Below are 18,647 nucleotides of genomic sequence, written 5' to 3' on the forward strand. Positions count from 1 at the left end.
AGTAGTCTTACTGGCGTGGAGCATGCGGAAACGATCAGTCCGCGCAGACGGCTCACCCCGGTTCAGCGCAGGAAACAGTTGCTCGACATCGGGTCACGGCTGTTCGCGGACAGGCCCTACGACGAGGTGTGGATCGAGGAGGTCGCCGACCTCGCGGGTGTCTCCCGGGGGCTGATGTACCACTACTTCTCGTCGAAGCGAGACTTCTTCGCCGAGATACTGAAGGTCGAGTCCGCCCGCATACTCGAGATCACCGCCCCTGATACCTCGCTGCCCGTCGCCGAGCAGGTTGCGGCGGGACTCGATGCCTACTTTCGATATTCGGTAGAACACGAGCACGGTGTCCGCGCCATCAATCGCGGCGCAATGCTGGGGGATGCGGAGATCCAGTCGATCCTGACGGCCGAGCTCGACATCCAGCAGGAACGCATTCTCGCGGCGCTGCCCGCGGAGGTGCGTGACGATGAAGTGACCAAGACTGCACTGCGAGGATGGGTGTCGTTCGTGCGGACGGTGTGCCTGGATTGGCTCGACCGCAAAACGATCACAGAAAGCGATGTCAAGCGCCTGTGCATGGGTGCACTCGAAGGGCTGCTACGGATCTGACCGAGGACTATCGTGATCTGCATGTGCCGAAACATCACCACGCTGCGCGGGCTCGAACCGCACGCGACCGACGAGGAGATCGAGGCCGCGGCGCGCCAGTACGTACGCAAGATCAGCGGCGTCCATAAGACGTCCGACGCCACTCGCGACGCCTTCGAGATCGCCGTCGCCGAAGTGACCGCCACGACCCATCGTCTCCTGGACGCCCTGCCGGAGCGACGTCAGCCGCCGCCCACGGTGCCGCCGCTGCGACGACCCGAGGTTCGGGCCCGCATCGCTGCCAAGGGCTGATCCGGCCCAGCTGATCCGGACCAGGTGATCCGACTCAGCTGATCCGTTCGATGATCGTTCCCGTGGACAGGGCGCCCCCCGCGCACATCGTGATCAGAGCGGTGGACCCGTCCCGGCGTTCGAGTTCGTGCAGGGCGGTGGTGATGAGCCGTGCACCAGTACTTCCGACCGGATGGCCGAGCGCAAGCGCGCCCCCGTTGACGTTGACCTTGTCCATGTCGGGCTCGTGTACCGACGCCCACGACAAGGGAACCGAGGCGAACGCCTCGTTGATCTCGAACAGGTCGAGGTCGCCCATCTTCATGCCGCTGCGTTCGAGCACCCGTGTGGTCGCCTGCACCGGCCCGTCCAGATGGAACTCGGTCTCGGCGCCGACGAGGCACTGCGAAACGATGCGTGCACGTGGGGTGAAGCCGAGTTCTCGGGCCCGCTCCTCGTCCATGACGATGACCGCGGCGGCGCCGTCGGAAATCTGTGAGGACGTGCCCGCGGTGTGCAGCCCGCCCTCGATGACCGGCTTGAGCTTGGCCAGGGATTCGGCAGTGGTGTCACGCAGTCCCTGATCTCGCGTGACTACGTCGTCACCGATTCGTACCTGCAACGTTTCGCGGTCGAAGCGCCCCTCCTCCCACGCGCGCTTGGCCGCTGCCTGCGACCGGACACCGAGGGTTTCGAGATCGCTTCGAGAGAGGCCGCGCCGTCGCGCGATCCGCTCGGCCGCCTCGAACTGATTGGGAAGGTCGATCTCCCAGGAGTCCGGACGTCTCGACCCTGCGTTGTCGCCGACGTTCGCGCCCAGGGGAACTCGGCTCATCGCCTCGACGCCACATGCCATTCCGGCGTCGATCGCCCCGATCGAGATCAGACCCGCCACGAGGTGGGTGGCCTGCTGAGCCGACCCGCATTGTGCGTCGACAGTGGTGCATCCGCTCTGCCAGGGCAGTCCGGCGTGTAGCCACGCCGTGCGCGTGATGTTGTTCGACTGCTCGCCTGCTTGCGTGACGCATCCGCCGATGACCTGCTCGACCATTGCCGGGTCGAGACCCAGGCGGTCCAGCGCGCCGTGCTGGGCGAGGCCGAGTAATTCGGCCGCGTGCAGTCCGGAGAGCCACCCTCCTCGCTTGCCGATGGGGGTGCGCACTGCCTCGACGATTACGGGATTGCCCACGGTGGGCTCCTTTCTACTCACTCAAAAGTAGAACACGTTCTTGAAATATGGCAAGCGATCTTCTTCCTTGCACAGCAGCGTTGTGTTTGAATAAATCTAGAACGTGTTTCACTTAAGCGCAGCCCTGCGGACAATCCAGCGGTGCAGGCTGCGGAGTGACCGAGGAACCATCAGGAGACTGCAGTGACAGACGTACGACCGGACCTCGCTCGTCCACAACTTCCCGAGGGCTTCGATCCGACAGATCCGGACATCTACGAACAGCGCATACCCGTGCAAGAGTTCGCTGAGCTGCGCAAGACTGCGCCGATCTGGTGGTGCCCGCAGCCGCCGACCGTAGGCGGATTCCACGATGAGGGCTACTGGGTCGTGACCAAGCACGCAGACATCAAGGAGATCTCGAAACGGAGCGATGTGTTCTCGAGCTACGAGAACACCGCGCTACCGCGCTTCAACGACGACATCACTCGTGAACAGATCGAACTGCAACGGTTCGTGATGCTCAATCAGGATGCGCCGCAGCACACCAAGACGCGCAAGCTCGTGTCCAAGGGATTCACGCCCAAGTCGATCAACGGCCTGCGTGACGAGCTGGAGCGGCGTGCGAACGAAATCGTGAAGAGGGCGGCCGAGAATCCGACCGGTGACTTCGTCACCGAGATCGCCTCGGAACTCCCGTTGCAGGCGATCGCCGATCTCATCGGGATTCCCCAGGAAGACCGGAGGAAGATCTTCGACTGGTCGAACGAGATGACGTCCTATGACGACCCGGAGTTCGATATCGATCCGGTGGAGGCGTCGACCCAGGTCCTGGGGTACGCGTACCAGATGGCCGACGAGCGCCGGAAGTGTCCGAAGGACGACATCATCACCAAGCTCATCAACGCCGACATCGACGGCGATCACATGGCGCCGGAGGAGTTCGGCTTCTTCGTCATCATTCTGGCAGTGGCGGGCAACGAAACCACTCGCAACGCGATCACGCACGGGATGGCGGCGTTCATGGAGAATCCGGATCAGTGGGAGCTGTACAAGAAGGAACGTCCGGAAACCACCGCCGACGAGATCGTCCGCTACGCGTCGCCGATCGTCGCTTTCCAGCGCACCGCCAAGGAGGACTTCGATCTGAACGGTACGACGATCAAGGCCGGCGATCGTGTGGCGATGTTCTACGGCTCCGCGAACTTCGACGAAGACGTCTTCGAGAACCCGCTCGAGTTCGACATCATGCGAGACCCCAACCCGCACGTCGGTTTCGGTGGCCACGGCGCGCACTACTGCATCGGTGCCAATCTTGCTCGGATGGAGATCGACCTGATGTTCAATGCGATCGCCGACCACATTCCGGATATTTCCAAGCTCGGCGATCCTCGTCGCTTGCGATCGGGATGGATCAACGGGGTCAAGGAATTCCAGGTCGATTACACGGGTGGATGCCCGGTTAGGCACTGAAGCGCATGTGCGCGGAAATACATAGCAGGCTATGTATTTCCGCGCACATGCGTCGCTAGGCGCCTAAAGGTACTTGTCGGCGAACTTCCGCAGAGAATCCTGCTTGTCCGCGAGCGGGCCGTCGAAGCCGATTCCGTCGAAGATCCACGGCACCGTGATGATGTCGGTGACGCCGGCGTCCTCGAGTTCCGCGTAGCCGTCCCGCCCGAATCGGTCGATGCAGACGGTCTGGATCTCGAATGGCTCGTCCGCTCTACCGTATTCGGCGCGCAGCTCACGAAGGCGCGCGATGACCGCCACCAGGTCATCGAACTTGATCATCGCCGAGGTCCATCCGTCACCGACCCGCGCGGCCCGACGAAGCGCGACGTCGGTGTGCCCGCCCACATAGAAGGGAACGGGCTTGGTCGGTGCGGGACTCATCTGCAAATCGTCGAAATCGTAGAACTCGCCGTGATGGGCGACCATTCCGCCGCCGAGAATGAGCGTGATGACCTCGATCATCTCATCGACACGCTTGCCACGTTTGGCGTACGGCACACCGCACCACTCGAACTCCTCGGGTGCCCAACCTATTCCGACGCCGAACCCGAATCGGTTGCCCGTCATCGCCGCAACCGAGCCGACCTGACGTGCAAGCAGCACCGGATTGCGGGACCCCAGTTTGAGGACCTGAGTGTAGAACTCGATGCGCGAGGTGACCGCCCCCATCGCGGCTGCAGCGATCAGCGGGTCGACCCACGGCGTCTCTGCGTTCCACATTCGAGAACCGTCGGAGGTGTACGGGTAGTCGGCGGATTGAGTCTTCATGTAGAACAGCGAGTCCGGGAGTGCGATCGAGGAGTAGCCGCACTCCTCCGCAGTCTGCGCCAGCGTGGTCAACTCGTTCAACGGCGTCATCGCGATGCCGACGGTGTACTTCACGGCTGCTCACTTCCCACGACCCACATCGAGAAGTACTGGGAGCCGCCGCCGTACGCGTGGCCCAGCGCTTTCCTGGCGTCGGCCACCTGATGGTCGCCGGCTCGGTGCATCACCTGCATGGCGGCCTCGGCGAATCGGATCATGCCCGACGCGCCGATCGGGTTGGAGCAGAGCACGCCGCCGGAACAGTTGACCGGGAGTTTGCCCCCGATGGCCGTGTCACCGGCCTCGGTGAGCTTCCAACCCTGCCCCTCGGCCATGAAGCCGAGGTTTTCGAGCCACATCGGCTCGAACCAGGAGAAGGGTACATAGATCTCGGCGACGTCGATCTCGGTGAGCGGGTCACTGATACCGGCCGACTTCCACAGGGCGGCAGCGGCATCTCGACCGGCCTGCGGGTTGACCTGGTCCCTGCCCGAGAACGTGGTCGGCTCGGTTCGCATGGCGGTGGCATGAATCCAGGCGACGGTCTTGCCGTCGGCTTCTCGGGCGCGGGCGGTGTCCTCGTCGCCGATGACGACCGCGCAGGCACCGTCGGAGGACGGGCAGGTCTCGTCGTATCGGATCGGGTCCCACAGCATCTGCGAGGCCTGCACCGATTCGAGCGTGATATCCGGTTGATTCAGGTGCGCGTACGGGTTCTTGCTGCCGTTGAGGCGGTCCTTGACGGCAACCATCGCCCCGATGTGTTCGGGCGCGTTGGAGCGTCGGATGTACGAGCGGACGTGCGGCGCAAAGTAGCCGCCCGCACCGGCTCCGACCGGCATGTTGAACGGCACCGGAATCGACAGCGCCCACATCGCATTGCTCTCGGACTGCTTCTCCCACGCCACCGCAAGCACCCGACGATGCACTCCCGAGGTGACGAGAGAACTCGCGACCACGGCGGTGGAACCGCCGACAGAACCGGCTGTGTGTACGCGGAGCAGCGGTTTCCCGGTGGCGCCGATGGCGTCGGCCATGAACAGCTCCGGCATCATCACGCCCTCGAACAGGTCTGGGGCCTTGCCGACAACGACCGCGTCGATGTCGTCCCAGGTGACCTCCGCATCGAGCATCGCCCGGTCGATCGCCTCACGAAGCATTCCGGACATCGACACGTCGTGACGTTTGGCGACGTAGTGCGTCTGCCCGGTGCCGATGACTGCGGCTGGGTTCTTGCTCACCTATCTGCCCTCCATGACCGCGACGAGATTCTGTTGCAGCAGAGGCCCGCTGGTGGCATGCGCGAGGACGCGAGAGTCCGAACCGTCGAATATTCGGGTGGCGGCGTGGCCGATGCGTTCGAGCCCCGCCGAGAACATCGGATTCCCGACGAGTGGGCCGCCGGATGGATTGATCGTCGTCTCACTCGGCAGCCACTGGGACAGAATCAGCTCCTGATGCGTGAACGGTGCGTGTAGTTCTGCGGCCGAGATGCTCGCCAGGTCGCCGCCCGACGCCTTCAGCGCCGCGTTGTAGGCCGACGGTGCGCTCGTGAGATCGCGGACACCGATGTTGGGGGAGTCGACGAGGTGTTCGATGCCGGTGATCCACGCCGGGCGCTCTCGAAGCGACCGTGCGCGGTCGCCTGCGGCGAGAACGATCGCCGACGCCCCGTCGGTGACCGGCGCGCAATCGTGCGCGCGCAGGGGATCGGCGATGTAGTCCGAGCGCAGAATGGACTCGAGTTCGAGCGGGTCGGACAGTTGGGCCAGCGGATGCGCGTTCGATCGGTTTCGGACCGCGACTTCGGCCATCGCTCGCTCGTCCCATTTCCCGGCGTCGATACCGGCGCGTGCCTGTATTCCAGCCAGTGACACGGCATCCGGCCAGAGTGGTGCGATCAGGTAGGGGTCCAGCTGCATCGCCAGCACCTTCGCGAGCGTGCCGGCGGAGGACTTGCCGAAGCCGTAGACCAGCGCGGTGTCCACCTCGCCTGTCATCAGTTTGATCCACGCCTCGTAGAACGCCCAGGCGGCGTCCATCTCGACGTGGGACTCGTTGATCGGGGGGACGGCGCCGATGGCGTCGATCGCCGAGATGAACGAGAACGCCCGCCCAGCAAGATAGTCGGAGGAACCAGAGCACCAGAATCCGATGTCGGACTTGGTGATGCCGAGTTCGGCATACAGTTGCGCAAAACACGGCACCAGCATTTCGACGCCGTTGGTGGTACCTGCGGTTTCGGCGACGTTCGGCGCCTGGGCGAAGCCCACCACTGCGATATCGGTCATCTTCGCCTCTCAGAGGTGATGCTTGTAGGAGTCGTACTCGGCGTCGGGCTCACCCGTCGGGCGGAAGTACTCGATGTTCTCGAGTGTGTAGCCCCACTCTTCGCGGGGCTTCCACTTCGCCTCGACCCGCATGCCCATGCGTACATCCGCGGGATCGCATTCGAGGATCAGATGCAGAAACGCGATGTCGGCGCCGTCGAGCAGCACGTATGCCGCGATGTACGGAGGTGTGATGCGTTGCCCGAGGAACGGCACGTTCACGATGCAGTAGGTGGTGACGATGCCCCGGTCCGGCAGCTCGACCTGCTCGGTGGTCGGGCGACCATCAGTGGGGCTCGCGCCGCGCGGGGGCACGTAGACCTTGCCGTCGGAGTCGGTGCGACCGCCGAGAATTCGGCCCTCGGCGAGCCCTCGCAGGTAGTAGCTCTCCTCGGCCGAGGCGGAGTGCGTGTATTCCAGTCGGACCGGGGTGGTGATCATCGTGACGGCGTCGGCGCCGGGATCGCCGGTGGAGTGAGGCTGGTCGTCGCCCTCTCCGGGTTCGAAGCACTCGATGTCGTGGATGTCCCCGACGCGATCCTCCGCCCATCGGGCATGGACGCGCATTCCCGTCGCCATGTTTGTCGACGAACCGGCGTCGACGGCATGCAGTATCGCGGTGTCCGCTCCGTCGAGCTGGATCAACGCGAAGGCGAAGGGATGATCGAGGGGTTGCCCGTCGTACGGATTCGGAACCCACGACCACGAGAGCACCGTGCCGGAAGATCCGACGTCGACGAACTCGGTGATGGGTTCCTTTGTGACCGAATCGTATTCGGGTGGCGGGACGTACACGCGTCCGTCGCTTCCGCGTCCGCCGGTCAGCTGTTTGCGGCGCAGGCCCGTCAAGAACGCCCCGATGGTCGGCCCGACAGATCGGGTGTAATCGAAGGCGTTGTTCAGAGGTGCGCTGAGTGGTGTATTCACCATAGTCACTTTTTCAGTAGAACAGGTTCTTATTATGGTGGCAAGACCACGACGACGGAAGGCGCCTTCATGAAGCTCGGTTTGCAGCTCGGATACTGGGGTGCGCAGCCTCCGGAGGGAACCGGAGAACTGGTCGACGCGGCCGAAGCGGCGGGCTTCGATGCGATCTTCGCGGCCGAATCCTGGGGCTCGGACGCGTTCACTCCGCTCGCGTGGTGGGGTTCGCGAACCTCGAAGGTTCGACTGGGTACGTCGGTGGCGCAGCTGTCTGCGCGTACCCCCACCAGCTGCGCCATGCATGCGTTGACGCTCGACCACCTGAGCGGCGGTCGGGCGGTACTGGGGCTGGGAGTGTCGGGGCCTCAGGTGGTGGAGGGGTGGTACGGCACCCCGTTCGCGAAACCGCTCGCTCGTACCCGCGAATACGTCGACATCGTGCGTCAGGTGCTGGCTCGGGAGGGGCCGGTGACCAGCCCCGGACCGCATTATCCGCTGCCCGCGGGAGGCACCGGGCTCGGTAAGGCGCTCAAGCCGATCACCCACCCCTTGCGCGCGGACCTGCCGATCTGGCTGGGCGCCGAGGGACCGAAGAACGTGGCGCTGGCCGCTGAGATCGCCGACGGCTGGCTCGCGATCTACTACTCGCCGCGGCTGGCGCCGATGTACGACGAGTGGCTCGACGAGGGCTTCGCGCGCGCGGGTGCGCGTCGTTCGCGGGAAGATTTCGAGATCGCGGCCACGTGTCAGGTGGTCGTTACCGACAACCGTGCGGCATCGATCGCCCAGCTCAAGCCGACGATTGCGTTGTACGTGGGCGGAATGGGGGCGCCGAGTGAGAACTTCCACGCGCAGGTCTACCGGAGAATGGGCTACGGCCCCGAGGTCGAGGAGATCGGGCGGCTGTTCCGGGCCGGCCGCAAGGACGACGCCGCGGCGGTGGTCCCCGACGAGATGGTGGCCGAGACGATGATCATCGGCGACGAGGATCATGTGCGCAGCGAGGTGAAGCGTTGGAGTGATGCCGGGGTGACGATGTTGTTGGTCACTGCGCACACCCCGTCGCGCGTCGCCGAGCTGGGGGCCTTGCTGAACCGGTAGAACACGTTCTAGATTGATGGCCATGACGGTCGAGCAGAAGACTGAGACACGCACCGGTGGACTCTGGAATATCGCAGCCGAGGAACCCGACCGAATCGCGCTCGTGGATCCGGGTGGCGAGAGCCGAACGTACGGCCAACTCGTTTCCGAAGCCAACAGGTACGGCCGAGGCCTGCAAGAGTTGGGACTACGGCCCGGCGACAGCGTCGTGATGATGCTGCACAACAGTGCCGACCTCGTTGCGTTCTACTTCGCCGCGTATCAAACCGGCCTGTACATCGTGGCGGTCAACTGGCACCTGACCGGCCCTGAGGTTGCATACATTCTGAAGGACAGCGACGCCAAAGCCTTTGTCGCTTCGAGTCGTTTCAGTGCGGCGGCCCGTCAGGCTGCTGACGAATCGGGCGTCGCGAACAGGTACTCCGTCGGTGAGATCGACGGCTTCACCCCGCTGCGCGACCTCGGCACCTCGGACGAGCGTCCCGAGATCCGCACAGCCGGTGGACCCATGCTCTACACCTCCGGGACGACGGGCAAACCGAAGGGTGTCCGGCGTCCGTTGACCGGCGCCGACCCCGACCAGGTACCGCTGGCGTCGAGTGGCTTCTTCTCGATCTTCGGGATCCGGCCCTTCGACGATCATGTGCACATCTGCGGGTCTCCGCTCTACCACACGGCGGTGCTGAACTTCGTCGCCATCTCGATTCAATTGGGGCACAAAGTAGTTCTGATGGATCGTTGGGATCCGGAGGAGATGCTGGCGTTGATCGAGCGTCACCGAGTGACACACAGTCACATGGTTCCGACGCAATTTCACCGACTTCTCGCGCTTCCGGAAGATGTTCGAAGCAAGTACGACGTCTCCTCGCTGAGAGTGATGATTCACGGTGCAGCTCCGTGTCCGAAGGAAGTCAAACGACGAATGCTTCACTGGTGGGGTCCGGTTGTCACCGAGTACTACGCGGCAACCGAGGGCGGCGGCACCGTGATCTCCGGCGAGGAGTGGCTACGCAAACCCGGTTCGGTCGGCACCGCGTGGCCCAATTCGGTCGTCACCGTGCTCGGCGACGACGGGAACGAACTTCCGGTCGGTGAACCCGGCCAGGTGTACATGCGTATGGGCGGATCGAGTTTCGAGTATCACCACGACAAGAAGAAGACGGAGGAGTCACGCGTCGGAGATATGTTCACCCTCGGTGACATCGGCTATCTCGACGAGGACGGCTATCTGTTCCTCTGCGATCGCAAATCGGACATGATCATCTCCGGCGGCGTCAATATCTATCCGGCAGAGATCGAGGGCGAGCTGGTCACGCACCCGAAAGTCGCCGATGTGGCGGTCTTCGGTGTGCCGCATGTCGATTGGGGCGAGGAGATCAAGGCGGTCGTGCAACCGGAGGTGGGGATCGAGCCGTCCGAGGCTCTCACCGAGGAGCTCCTCGCATTCGCCCGCGAGCGGCTGGCGAAGTTCAAGCTCCCGAGATCGGTGGAGTACGTCGACGAGCTTCCGCGCGATCCCAACGGAAAACTGTACAAGCGCAAGCTCCGCGACCCGTACTGGCAGGGTCGCGCGAACATATAGGCGCCTCGCGCATGTGAGTGGAAATACATAGTGGGACACGTATTTCCACTCACATGCAGCGGAGCTGCCTACAGTGGATCGTGTTGTACGTGCGACATCGGCGTCCCCACCTTGCGCAGGGCGTACAGCGTCGTCCGCACCATCGACGGTGATCCGCAGATCTGAATCTGTCGGTCCGCCCACGATCCGAATCTCGTGACAACCTTTCCGACGGACCCGTGCAGTCGTTGGTGCATTCCGTACGGCAGCTCGGGCGTCGGGTCCGTGTGCCACCAAGGGTTTTCATCCTCGTCGGTGACCGGAACCACCGTCAGCCATGGATTCGACAGCGACAGTTGCCACAGTGTGCGCGCGTCGTACAGATCGCATGGGTAGGTGCCGCTCATGAACAGATGCACCCGGGGGTTCCTACTGCGCCGGGCCATGTCCATGATCTGTGCCCGCAGCGGTGCCAACCCCGTGCCACCGGCGATCATGAGCACGTCCTCGGAGATGTTCCGGTCGATATGCAGCCCGCCCAGCGGGGGACTGATCGCCCAGCGATCACCGACCACGGATTCTGCGACCATCGCTGGACTGACCCAACCGCCCGACACGCGTCGGACGTGAAACTCGATCTCACCTTGCGCGTTGCACGGGATGGCGGGTGAGAGGTACCGCCACAACTTGGGTCGTTGTGGAATCTGCACACTGACGTACTGGCCCGGGAAATAGTGGATGCCCTCGTCGAGTTGCAGCCTGATGATCGCGAGGTCGTCGAGGACGCGGTGATGCTCGACGATGGTCGCACCCCAGTACGGCGGCAGTTCGTCGGAGTCGGCTGCGACAGCCATGTTGTCGGTGATGCATGCCAGAGTCTCGTGCCATGCAGCCTCGACCTCGTCCGTCCACAGTTCGTTGCCCGCGAAATTGCGGAACGCAGAGATCAGCGCGGAACCACCGGCTCGGAAATGCGAGCCGTTCACGCCGTGCTTTCGGTGATCACGGCCCAGTTGCTGCAGGAACGGTTCGACCCGATCGTCGTTGTTCAGGTTGTCGAAGACGTATGCGAGTGCTCGTACGAAGTGCTCGCGCTGCTGATCCATCGAAGCCGGAAAGAGGGTGCGGAACTCGGGATGCTCGACGAAGAGGTGCGCGTAGAACGATCGCGCGAGAATTGCCGGTCCATCTTCGGCTGCCAGGACGGACTTGAAACCCGCACGAACCAGGGAGATTGTTCGCTCATCGAGCATGAATCAGCCTCCGCCGCGGCTAGACGGTTCCAAAGTAGACCGTCCGAGAGTATCCCGTTTGCTTGACGCTGGCCACCGAAGAATTTTCCTTTTGTTCAAGTTGAGCGGAACAGACTCAACTTCAGTATCGTTGCATGGAGTGACAGTTCACAGAAACTCGAACAGAAAGTAGGTGAACGGTGGACAGTTTCACCCCCACCACGAAGACGCAGGCTGCGCTCAGCGCAGCCCTGCAGGCCGCATCCTCGGCCGGAAACCCGGACATCCGTCCGGCGCACTTGTTGGTGGCGTTGCTCGATCAGACCGACGGCATCGCCTCCCCCCTGCTGAAGGCGGTCGGCGTCGATCCGGCGACGATTCGCGGTGAAGCGCAGTCCCTGGTCGACCGCCTACCTTCTGCTACTGGATCGACCACCACTCCACAGCTCGGCCGAGAGGCGCTCGCGGCCATCACTGCAGCGCAGAGTCTCGCCACCGAACTCGATGACGAGTACGTCTCCACCGAACACCTCATGGTCGGCCTCGCGACTGGAGACAGTGACGTCGCCAAGCTCTTGACCTCCCGTGGCGCCGGCCCCAACGATCTACGCGACGCCTTCCAGACGGTGCGTGGCAGCGCCCGCGTCACCAGTGCCGATCCCGAGAGCACGTATCAAGCCCTCGAGAAGTACAGCACCGACTTGACTGCCCGTGCTCGCGAGGGTGAGCTCGATCCAGTGATCGGCCGCGACACCGAAATTCGTCGCGTGGTGCAGGTCCTGTCACGGCGAACCAAGAACAACCCTGTGCTCATCGGTGAGCCTGGCGTCGGCAAAACTGCCATCGTCGAGGGTCTTGCGCAACGCATCATCGCCGGTGACGTGCCGGAGAGCCTGCGTGGGAAGACCGTGATCTCCCTCGACCTCGGTTCGATGGTCGCCGGTGCGAAGTATCGGGGCGAGTTCGAAGAACGCCTCAAGGCCGTCCTGGACGACATCAAGAACTCCGCTGGGCAGGTCATCACATTCATCGACGAGGTGCACACCATCGTGGGTGCCGGTGCCACAGGTGAGTCCGCGATGGACGCGGGCAACATGATCAAGCCGATGCTGGCGCGCGGGGAGCTGCGGCTCGTCGGTGCCACCACGCTGGAGGAGTACCGCAAGTACATCGAGAAGGATGCGGCACTCGAGCGTCGGTTCCAGCAGGTATACGTCGGTGAACCGTCGGTCGAGGACACCGTCGGCATCCTGCGCGGGCTCAAGGAGCGCTACGAGGTCCACCACGGCGTCCGGATCACCGACTCTGCTCTGGTGTCGGCGGCCACCCTGTCCGACCGCTACATCACCTCACGTTTCCTGCCGGACAAGGCAATCGACCTCGTCGACGAGGCTGCGTCGCGGCTGCGCATGGAAATCGACTCACGTCCGGTGGAGGTAGACGAGGTCGAGCGTGCGGTTCGACGCCTCGAGATCGAGGAGATGGCGCTCCAGAAGGAAACCGATGACGCGTCGAAAGCACGCCTGGACAAGCTTCGCGCAGAGTTGGCCGATGGTCAGGAGAAGCTCGCGCAACTGAGCACTCGCTGGCAGAACGAGAAGAACGCCATCGACTCGGTGCGTGTCCTCAAGGAGCAGCTCGAGAACCTGAGGGGTGAATCCGAGCGGGCAGAGCGCGACGGCGATCTCGGCAAGGCAGCCGAACTCAGGTACGGCCGCATCCCTGCGCTGGAGAAAGAACTGGCGCAGAAGACCGACGACAGCTCCGCACAGGGTGAGGTGATGCTCAAGGAGGAAGTCGGACCGGACGACGTCGCCGATGTAGTGGCGGCCTGGACAGGTATTCCGGCGGGTCGAATGCTCGAAGGCGAAACCGCCAAGTTGCTTCGCATGGAAGACGAGCTGGGCAAGCGAGTCATCGGGCAACGCGACGCCGTGCAAGCGGTGTCCGATGCCGTGCGGCGGGCCCGCGCCGGCGTCGCCGATCCGAATCGCCCGACAGGCTCGTTCCTGTTCCTCGGTCCCACCGGCGTCGGAAAGACGGAACTCGCGAAATCGCTCGCGGACTTCCTGTTCGACGACGAGCGCGCCATGGTGCGCATCGACATGAGCGAGTACAGCGAGAAGCATGCCGTCGCCAGGCTGGTCGGTGCCCCTCCGGGCTACGTCGGCTACGAGGCGGGCGGCCAGCTCACCGAGGCCGTGCGTCGTCGTCCGTACACCGTGGTGCTGTTCGACGAGGTGGAGAAGGCGCACCCCGACGTTTTCGACATCCTGCTCGCGGTGCTCGACGAAGGCAGGCTGACCGACGGTCAGGGTCGCACGGTCGACTTCCGCAACACCATCTTGATCCTGACCTCCAACCTCGGTTCCGGTGGCACCAAGGACGAGGTGATGGATGCGGTGCGCAGGGCGTTCAAGCCCGAGTTCGTCAACCGTCTCGACGACGTCGTGGTGTTCGACTCGCTCTCCGAGGATCAGTTGGAATCGATCGTCGACATCCAGCTGGGGCTGCTCTCCACGCGGCTTGCGGCGCGCAGGCTCACACTCGACGTGTCGGCGCCGGCGAAAATGTGGCTGGCGGTCCGTGGATACGATCCGATGTACGGCGCGCGGCCGCTCCGCAGGTTGATTCAGCAGGCGATCGGCGATCAACTCGCGAAGCTACTGCTGGCCGGCGAGGTGCGCGACGGCGACACCGTCTCGGTCAATGTCTCCCCGGACGGGGAGGGCCTCGTCCTCGGCTAGGAGCACGTCGTCAGCGGTAGCAGCTCGGGTCCACGGCCACGGCCGGAGGGCCCGAGCTGCTTACGTACCCTCGAATACATGACGCATCCGGATGATCCGCGTGATAGGCCGTCGGACAACCTGTGGGAAGACGGCACTGCGGATCCGCCACCCACGCGGCCGGAAGACGACCAGCCCACCGAGGCATGGCAGCAATACCCGGATTCACAGCCGTACCCAGATTCACAGCCGTACCCGGACCAGCCGACCCAGCAGTACCCCACTCAGCAGTACGGTTATCCACCGCAGCAGCCGTACGCCCAACAACCGAATCCCACGCAAGCGCTACCTCCGTACGACCCAGACCAGCGGTACGCGGCAAACGAGCAGTTCGCGGCAGGTCAGGGCTATCCCACCGGCCAGGGCTATGCGACCGGCCAGGGCTATGCGACCGGCCAGGGCTACGGCCCGCCGCCGTACACGGGTGAGCAGCCGATAGCCGCGTCCGGCGCCGGCGGCAACGGGCCGAGGAAGTGGATTCCGGCGATGGTCGCCCTCGCCGCGCTCGCCGTGATCGTTCTCGCCGGCGTTCTGGTCCTGACCAATCAGAGATCGGAAACCAACACAGCCGCTGCACCGAACACGAGCCGAGCACCGTCCACGAGTTTGGTACCGCTACCCACCCTTCCCCCGAGTCAGGCGCCGCTGGTGCCACCTTCTGCTCCCGGCGGTCTGGTGCCGGGCGGAATACCCGAGATCCTGGGTGACGCCGGAGCCGCCATCGGCACCGTCACTGCCATCGACGGCTCGACGCTGTTGCTCGACGGTATCGACGGAGCACCCGTCACCATCCTCGTCACGCCCCAGACGACGGTGCTGTCCCTCTCCGGATTCGACGCATCCTCGTTGACCGTGGGCTCGCTTGTGGTCGTCAACGGCACCCCGATGGAGGACGGCACGATCACCGCGGATCTCATCATCGAAACCCCGGATCTCGGCGGATAGGGCTCCACTCCTGACCCCCTCGGGTCGTTCCGCGGGCTCCACTCCTGACGCTATAAGCTGGTCCACGATGACGGCTATGTGGTTCGGACTTGCAGCGATCGCCCTCGTGGGTGCGGTCGCCCTTCTCTACGTCGATCGGTCGCGGCGGGACCAGCTCGGCCGGGTCCGCCAGATGTGGTCGAAAGCCCAGGGCTACACGTACACCTCGCTGGACGAAAAGTTCGTATTGCAGTTTCGGCGCTCTCTGCTCGCCAAGCCCGAACACACCACCGCAATCGACCTGGTGCGTGGCGTGCGGCGCGGCGAGAAGTTCGTGCTTTTCGACGTCGAAGAGATAGCGACGATAGTCGCCGTGCAACGGCCGGTGGGCTCCGATGTCGATATCGAACTGCGACCCAAGTCGACGCCGCCGCCGCGTGAGAACGATATGGAACTCATCGGGTCCATCGGCCCGCGGGTCGTCTTCGCCACCGATGTCGACGTCGCCAGGCGCGTCTGCGACCAGCGTATGGCTGCGTTCACGGAATCGGCACCCTCGAATCTGACGCTGCTGTGGAGCGAAAACGACTGGACGCTGGGCGCGCTACCGCTAGGCAGTACCGGCCGCGACTGGGATGCCGCCATCGACGCCGTCGCTCGCTTGTCCGGGATGCTGCACGTGCTGCCGCCGGCGCTCGAATCGACTGTCGTCGCCCGTACCGAGCCGTCGGCGCAGCGGCGTCGTCCAGAAACGCCGGCCGCGCGATCCGAGACCGAATACTGATCGTGTTCGAGACGGGACGAGCGTGGAGCCTGCAGTTTTCTCCAGAGGCCCTATAGCCTCGTTTTCATGACCGCCGAACCGATCCAACCAACGTCCCCCGTCACCGTCCGCCCGGTTGCTCTCGTCACAGGCCCCACCTCCGGCTTGGGTGCCGGATTCGCCACGCACCTCGCTGCCCGTGGCTACGACCTGGTTCTGGTGGCACGCAACGAGTTGAAGTTGCGGGCGCTCGCCGACGACTTGAAGACCAGATTCGGAGCCGACTCCGAGACCATGGCAGTCGACCTTGCGACAGAGCAGGGCCGCGACGCGGTGGCCGAACGCCTGGGCGCGGGAGTGGAGATCCTGGTCAACAACGCGGGATTCGGTACCTCGGGGGAGTTCTGGACGGCCGACCCTGAGCTGCTTCAGTCTCAGCTGGATGTGAACGTGACTGCGGTGATGCAGCTGACCCGCGCGGCGCTGCCGTCGATGATCGCAGCCGCGAAGGGCACGGTGATCAACGTGGCGAGCGTCGCCGGCCTCGTGTCCGGTCGCGGGTCCACCTACTCGGCGTCGAAGGCCTACGTGATCTCGTTCTCCGAAGGACTGTCCGGGGGGCTCGCGGGTACTGGAGTTCAGGTGCAGGCGTTGTGCCCGGGCTTCATACGGACGGAATTTCACCAGCGTGCGGGTATCGAAATGTCGAGCATTCCCCGATTCATGTGGCTGAGCGTCGAGCAGGTCGTGCGCGAATCGATGCGGGATCTGGGCAAGGGCAAGGTCATCAGCGTGCCCGGTGTTCAGTACAAGGTGCTTACCGCACTCGGTACCAAGGTGCCCAAGAGTCTGACGCGCAAGCTGACCAACGTCGTCGGTCGGGGCCGCGGCCGCACCTGATTTCGCCGTCGAACTCGTACCTGCTCGGGCGAGCCTCCTGCGGTAGGTGCGGACCAACCACTAAATTCAAACCTTGTGACTGTTTTCGTGATCGCCGCGATCCTGGTAGTGGTTGTAATTCTCGGCTTTGCCGCGAGTGTCGAACGACGCGTACGCCGGTACAGGGCGAGCACGGCGGCCAGCTTGACGCTGCTCACCGTGGAGTTGGAGCGGCGGTGCGTCCAGCTCGAGCCGCTCATCGCTGCGGTGGAGCCCTCGGGCTTGAACTCCGAGCTCGTACGCCAACTCGTCGGCGCCCGGTCCTGGTCCAAGGCCGTACGTGAGCGCGAACTCGGTCTGCCGGTGCAGGCAGCGGCGGAGAATGCACTGTCGGCGGCCGTGCACGCGGTGCTGTCGGAAGCCGATACCCGTCCGAACCTGAAGTCGAACTGGGCCATTCAGGGCCCGGCGGGCGAGCTCGGCACAACCGAGCAGCGCATTGCCGGAGCGGTTCGCGTGTACAACGACAACGCGTACCGGTTGGCCGCGCTTCGGAGCACGTTTCCCACCAAGCTGGTAGCCCAGGCCATGAAGGTCACCGCACCCGATCCTTTCGTCGAGCACATCCCCCTCGTCGCGAATACGCAACCGCAGGATGTGCCGGCATAGATCGACCGAAACGCGGTCGGTAGATTCCGGTCGGTAGATTCATGGGCGCAAGCGACCGAAGGGAACCGTAATGGCCGACAGTGCCCAGCGCGCCGAACTGGCCGAGCTGGTTCGTGAACTCGCCGTCGTACACGGCAGGGTGACGTTGTCTTCGGGTAAGGAAGCCGATTACTACGTCGACTTGCGTCGAGCGACGCTGCACCACCGCGCCGGAGCGTTGATCGGCTCCCTGATGCGCGAACTGGTCGCCGATTGGGACTTCGCCTCGGTCGGGGGACTGACGATGGGCGCGGACCCCGTGGCCATGGCGATCATGCATGCGCCGGGACGGCCGATCGATGCGTTCGTCGTGCGCAAGGCCGCGAAGGCACACGGGATGCAGCGGCAGATCGAAGGGCCGGACATCGTCGGCAAGCGGGTTCTCGTGGTCGAGGACACCACCACCACCGGCAACTCACCGCTCACCGCTGTCGCCGCGCTCCGTGAAGCCGGGGCCACAGTCGTGGGGGTGGCAACGGTTGTCGACCGAGCCACCGGCGCCGACGACGTCATCGGCGACGAAGGCCTCGAGTACCGCTCACTTCTCGGCCTGACCGACCTGGGGCTCTAGGCGGCTTCGCATGTGCGCGGAAATGCATGACGGGTTCAATCGGTGGTCGCAACGAGCGTCCTGTTGTGTTCCTCGACGAAGTTACCGAACTTCGTGAGAGGAGTATTCCATCCCAGCGTTTTGCGGGGACGGTTGTTCAGTAACGCAGCGACCTCATCGAGGCGTTCGATGCTGTGCTCGGACAGATCGGTGCCCTTGGGGAAATACTGACGGAGCAGTCCGTTGGTGTTCTCGTTCGTGCCTCGTTGCCACGGGGAGTGCGGGTCACAGAAGTAGACCTGCACTCCCGTATCGACGGTGAACCTCGCATGCTCGGACATCTCACGTCCCTGATCCCAGGTAATCGAACGCCTAAGCGTCGCAGGAAGTTCCAAAATTTTCGCTGCCATCGCATCTGCGACGGTCGGCGCCTTGTGATCGGTGGGCAGGTGCAGCAGTAGCACCAACCTGGAGGTGCGTTCGACCAACGTTCCGATCGCCGACTTTCCGTTCTTCCCGATGA

The 18,647-nt window shown here is 64.0% G+C and carries 18 protein-coding genes; 11 read left to right on the forward strand and 7 right to left on the reverse strand.

Annotated elements, in window-relative coordinates; genetic code table 11:
- Positions 1 to 15 precede the first annotated feature (15 nt).
- Positions 16 to 606, forward strand: a complete 591-nt coding sequence (locus tag KVY23_RS16760; protein ID WP_230557502.1) for a TetR/AcrR family transcriptional regulator — start codon at positions 16 to 18, stop codon at positions 604 to 606.
- A gap of 21 nt (positions 607 to 627) precedes the next feature.
- Positions 628 to 897: a DUF2277 domain-containing protein gene (locus KVY23_RS16765; protein WP_230557503.1), complete on the forward strand. Its 270-nt coding sequence runs from the start codon at positions 628 to 630 to the stop codon at positions 895 to 897.
- Between the two features lie 34 nt (positions 898 to 931).
- On the opposite strand, the gene KVY23_RS16770 is transcribed toward KVY23_RS16765, so the two are convergent.
- A complete protein-coding gene (locus KVY23_RS16770; RefSeq protein WP_230557504.1) occupies positions 932 to 2,065 on the reverse strand; it encodes a steroid 3-ketoacyl-CoA thiolase in 1,134 nt (377 codons plus the stop codon).
- A gap of 183 nt (positions 2,066 to 2,248) precedes the next feature.
- Between KVY23_RS16770 and KVY23_RS16775 the strand changes: the two genes are divergently transcribed.
- A complete protein-coding gene (locus KVY23_RS16775) occupies positions 2,249 to 3,517 on the forward strand; it encodes a cytochrome P450 (RefSeq protein ID WP_075837185.1) in 1,269 nt (422 codons plus the stop codon).
- A 63-nt stretch (positions 3,518 to 3,580) separates the two neighbouring features.
- Here KVY23_RS16775 and KVY23_RS16780 read toward each other — a convergent pair whose 3' ends face one another.
- From KVY23_RS16780 to KVY23_RS16795, 4 genes are read right to left on the reverse strand one after another with little or no spacing between them, the layout of a single operon-like run.
- On the reverse strand, positions 3,581 to 4,441 hold the full coding sequence (locus KVY23_RS16780) for a TIGR03619 family F420-dependent LLM class oxidoreductase (protein WP_230557505.1): 861 nt from the start codon (positions 4,439 to 4,441) through the stop codon (positions 3,581 to 3,583).
- Positions 4,438 to 5,607 carry a thiolase domain-containing protein gene (locus KVY23_RS16785; protein WP_230557506.1) on the reverse strand — a complete coding sequence of 390 codons (1,170 nt, stop codon included), beginning with the start codon at positions 5,605 to 5,607 and terminating at the stop codon, positions 4,438 to 4,440. The genes KVY23_RS16780 and KVY23_RS16785 overlap by 4 nt, the downstream gene beginning before the upstream one ends.
- On the reverse strand, positions 5,608 to 6,657 hold the full coding sequence (locus tag KVY23_RS16790; protein WP_230557507.1) for a thiolase domain-containing protein: 1,050 nt from the start codon (positions 6,655 to 6,657) through the stop codon (positions 5,608 to 5,610). It abuts the gene before it with no gap.
- Positions 6,658 to 6,666: 9 nt separating this feature from the next.
- Positions 6,667 to 7,626 carry a Zn-ribbon domain-containing OB-fold protein gene (locus tag KVY23_RS16795; protein WP_206509212.1) on the reverse strand — a complete coding sequence of 320 codons (960 nt, stop codon included), beginning with the start codon at positions 7,624 to 7,626 and terminating at the stop codon, positions 6,667 to 6,669.
- A 66-nt stretch (positions 7,627 to 7,692) separates the two neighbouring features.
- Here KVY23_RS16795 and KVY23_RS16800 point away from each other — a divergent pair, with 66 nt between their 5' ends.
- On the forward strand, positions 7,693 to 8,721 hold the full coding sequence (locus tag KVY23_RS16800) for an LLM class F420-dependent oxidoreductase (protein ID WP_230557508.1): 1,029 nt from the start codon (positions 7,693 to 7,695) through the stop codon (positions 8,719 to 8,721).
- Between the two features lie 22 nt (positions 8,722 to 8,743).
- Positions 8,744 to 10,303 carry an acyl-CoA synthetase gene (locus KVY23_RS16805; protein ID WP_230557509.1) on the forward strand — a complete coding sequence of 520 codons (1,560 nt, stop codon included), beginning with the start codon at positions 8,744 to 8,746 and terminating at the stop codon, positions 10,301 to 10,303.
- A gap of 68 nt (positions 10,304 to 10,371) precedes the next feature.
- Here the strand turns inward: KVY23_RS16805 and KVY23_RS16810 are convergent, their stop codons facing one another.
- Positions 10,372 to 11,535 carry a globin domain-containing protein gene (locus tag KVY23_RS16810; protein ID WP_230557510.1) on the reverse strand — a complete coding sequence of 388 codons (1,164 nt, stop codon included), beginning with the start codon at positions 11,533 to 11,535 and terminating at the stop codon, positions 10,372 to 10,374.
- 179 nt (positions 11,536 to 11,714) lie between these two features.
- Between KVY23_RS16810 and clpB the strand changes: the two genes are divergently transcribed.
- From clpB to pyrE, 6 genes are all read left to right on the forward strand, one after another.
- Positions 11,715 to 14,261 carry an ATP-dependent chaperone ClpB gene (clpB, locus tag KVY23_RS16815; protein ID WP_230557511.1) on the forward strand — a complete coding sequence of 849 codons (2,547 nt, stop codon included), beginning with the start codon at positions 11,715 to 11,717 and terminating at the stop codon, positions 14,259 to 14,261.
- A gap of 78 nt (positions 14,262 to 14,339) precedes the next feature.
- Positions 14,340 to 15,245 (forward strand): DUF5666 domain-containing protein, encoded by a 906-nt coding sequence (locus KVY23_RS16820; RefSeq protein WP_230557512.1) that lies wholly within the window; start codon positions 14,340 to 14,342, stop codon positions 15,243 to 15,245.
- 67 nt (positions 15,246 to 15,312) lie between these two features.
- Positions 15,313 to 16,008, forward strand: a complete 696-nt coding sequence (locus tag KVY23_RS16825) for a hypothetical protein (RefSeq protein WP_374108733.1) — start codon at positions 15,313 to 15,315, stop codon at positions 16,006 to 16,008.
- 66 nt (positions 16,009 to 16,074) lie between these two features.
- Positions 16,075 to 16,887 carry an SDR family oxidoreductase gene (locus KVY23_RS16830; RefSeq protein ID WP_230557513.1) on the forward strand — a complete coding sequence of 271 codons (813 nt, stop codon included), beginning with the start codon at positions 16,075 to 16,077 and terminating at the stop codon, positions 16,885 to 16,887.
- Between the two features lie 75 nt (positions 16,888 to 16,962).
- Entirely contained in the window at positions 16,963 to 17,535 is a 573-nt protein-coding gene (locus KVY23_RS16835; RefSeq protein WP_230557514.1) for a LemA family protein, read from the forward strand.
- Positions 17,536 to 17,605: 70 nt separating this feature from the next.
- Positions 17,606 to 18,145 carry an orotate phosphoribosyltransferase gene (gene pyrE / locus KVY23_RS16840; protein ID WP_230557515.1) on the forward strand — a complete coding sequence of 180 codons (540 nt, stop codon included), beginning with the start codon at positions 17,606 to 17,608 and terminating at the stop codon, positions 18,143 to 18,145.
- Between the two features lie 35 nt (positions 18,146 to 18,180).
- Here pyrE and KVY23_RS16845 read toward each other — a convergent pair.
- Positions 18,181 to 18,647: IS30 family transposase (locus tag KVY23_RS16845; protein ID WP_230557516.1), on the reverse strand; the 467-nt coding region annotated here is incomplete at its 5' end.

Origin of the sequence: Rhodococcus sp. I2R (assembly GCF_020889545.1) — a bacterium.
Taxonomy (GTDB): Bacteria; Actinomycetota; Actinomycetes; order Mycobacteriales; family Mycobacteriaceae; genus Rhodococcoides.

Coding starts and splice junctions, on each gene's coding strand:
- KVY23_RS16800 (WP_230557508.1), top strand. CDS start 7,693: ATGAAGCTCGGTTTGCAGCTCGGATACTGGGGTGCGCAGCCTCCGGAG.
- pyrE (WP_230557515.1), top strand. CDS start 17,606: ATGGCCGACAGTGCCCAGCGCGCCGAACTGGCCGAGCTGGTTCGTGAA.
- KVY23_RS16765 (WP_230557503.1), top strand. CDS start 628: ATGTGCCGAAACATCACCACGCTGCGCGGGCTCGAACCGCACGCGACC.
- KVY23_RS16810 (WP_230557510.1), bottom strand. CDS start 11,535: ATGCTCGATGAGCGAACAATCTCCCTGGTTCGTGCGGGTTTCAAGTCC.
- KVY23_RS16820 (WP_230557512.1), top strand. CDS start 14,340: ATGACGCATCCGGATGATCCGCGTGATAGGCCGTCGGACAACCTGTGG.
- KVY23_RS16830 (WP_230557513.1), top strand. CDS start 16,075: ATGACCGCCGAACCGATCCAACCAACGTCCCCCGTCACCGTCCGCCCG.
- KVY23_RS16825 (WP_374108733.1), top strand. CDS start 15,313: ATGACGGCTATGTGGTTCGGACTTGCAGCGATCGCCCTCGTGGGTGCG.
- KVY23_RS16790 (WP_230557507.1), bottom strand. CDS start 6,657: ATGACCGATATCGCAGTGGTGGGCTTCGCCCAGGCGCCGAACGTCGCC.
- KVY23_RS16795 (WP_206509212.1), bottom strand. CDS start 7,626: ATGGTGAATACACCACTCAGCGCACCTCTGAACAACGCCTTCGATTAC.
- KVY23_RS16805 (WP_230557509.1), top strand. CDS start 8,744: ATGACGGTCGAGCAGAAGACTGAGACACGCACCGGTGGACTCTGGAAT.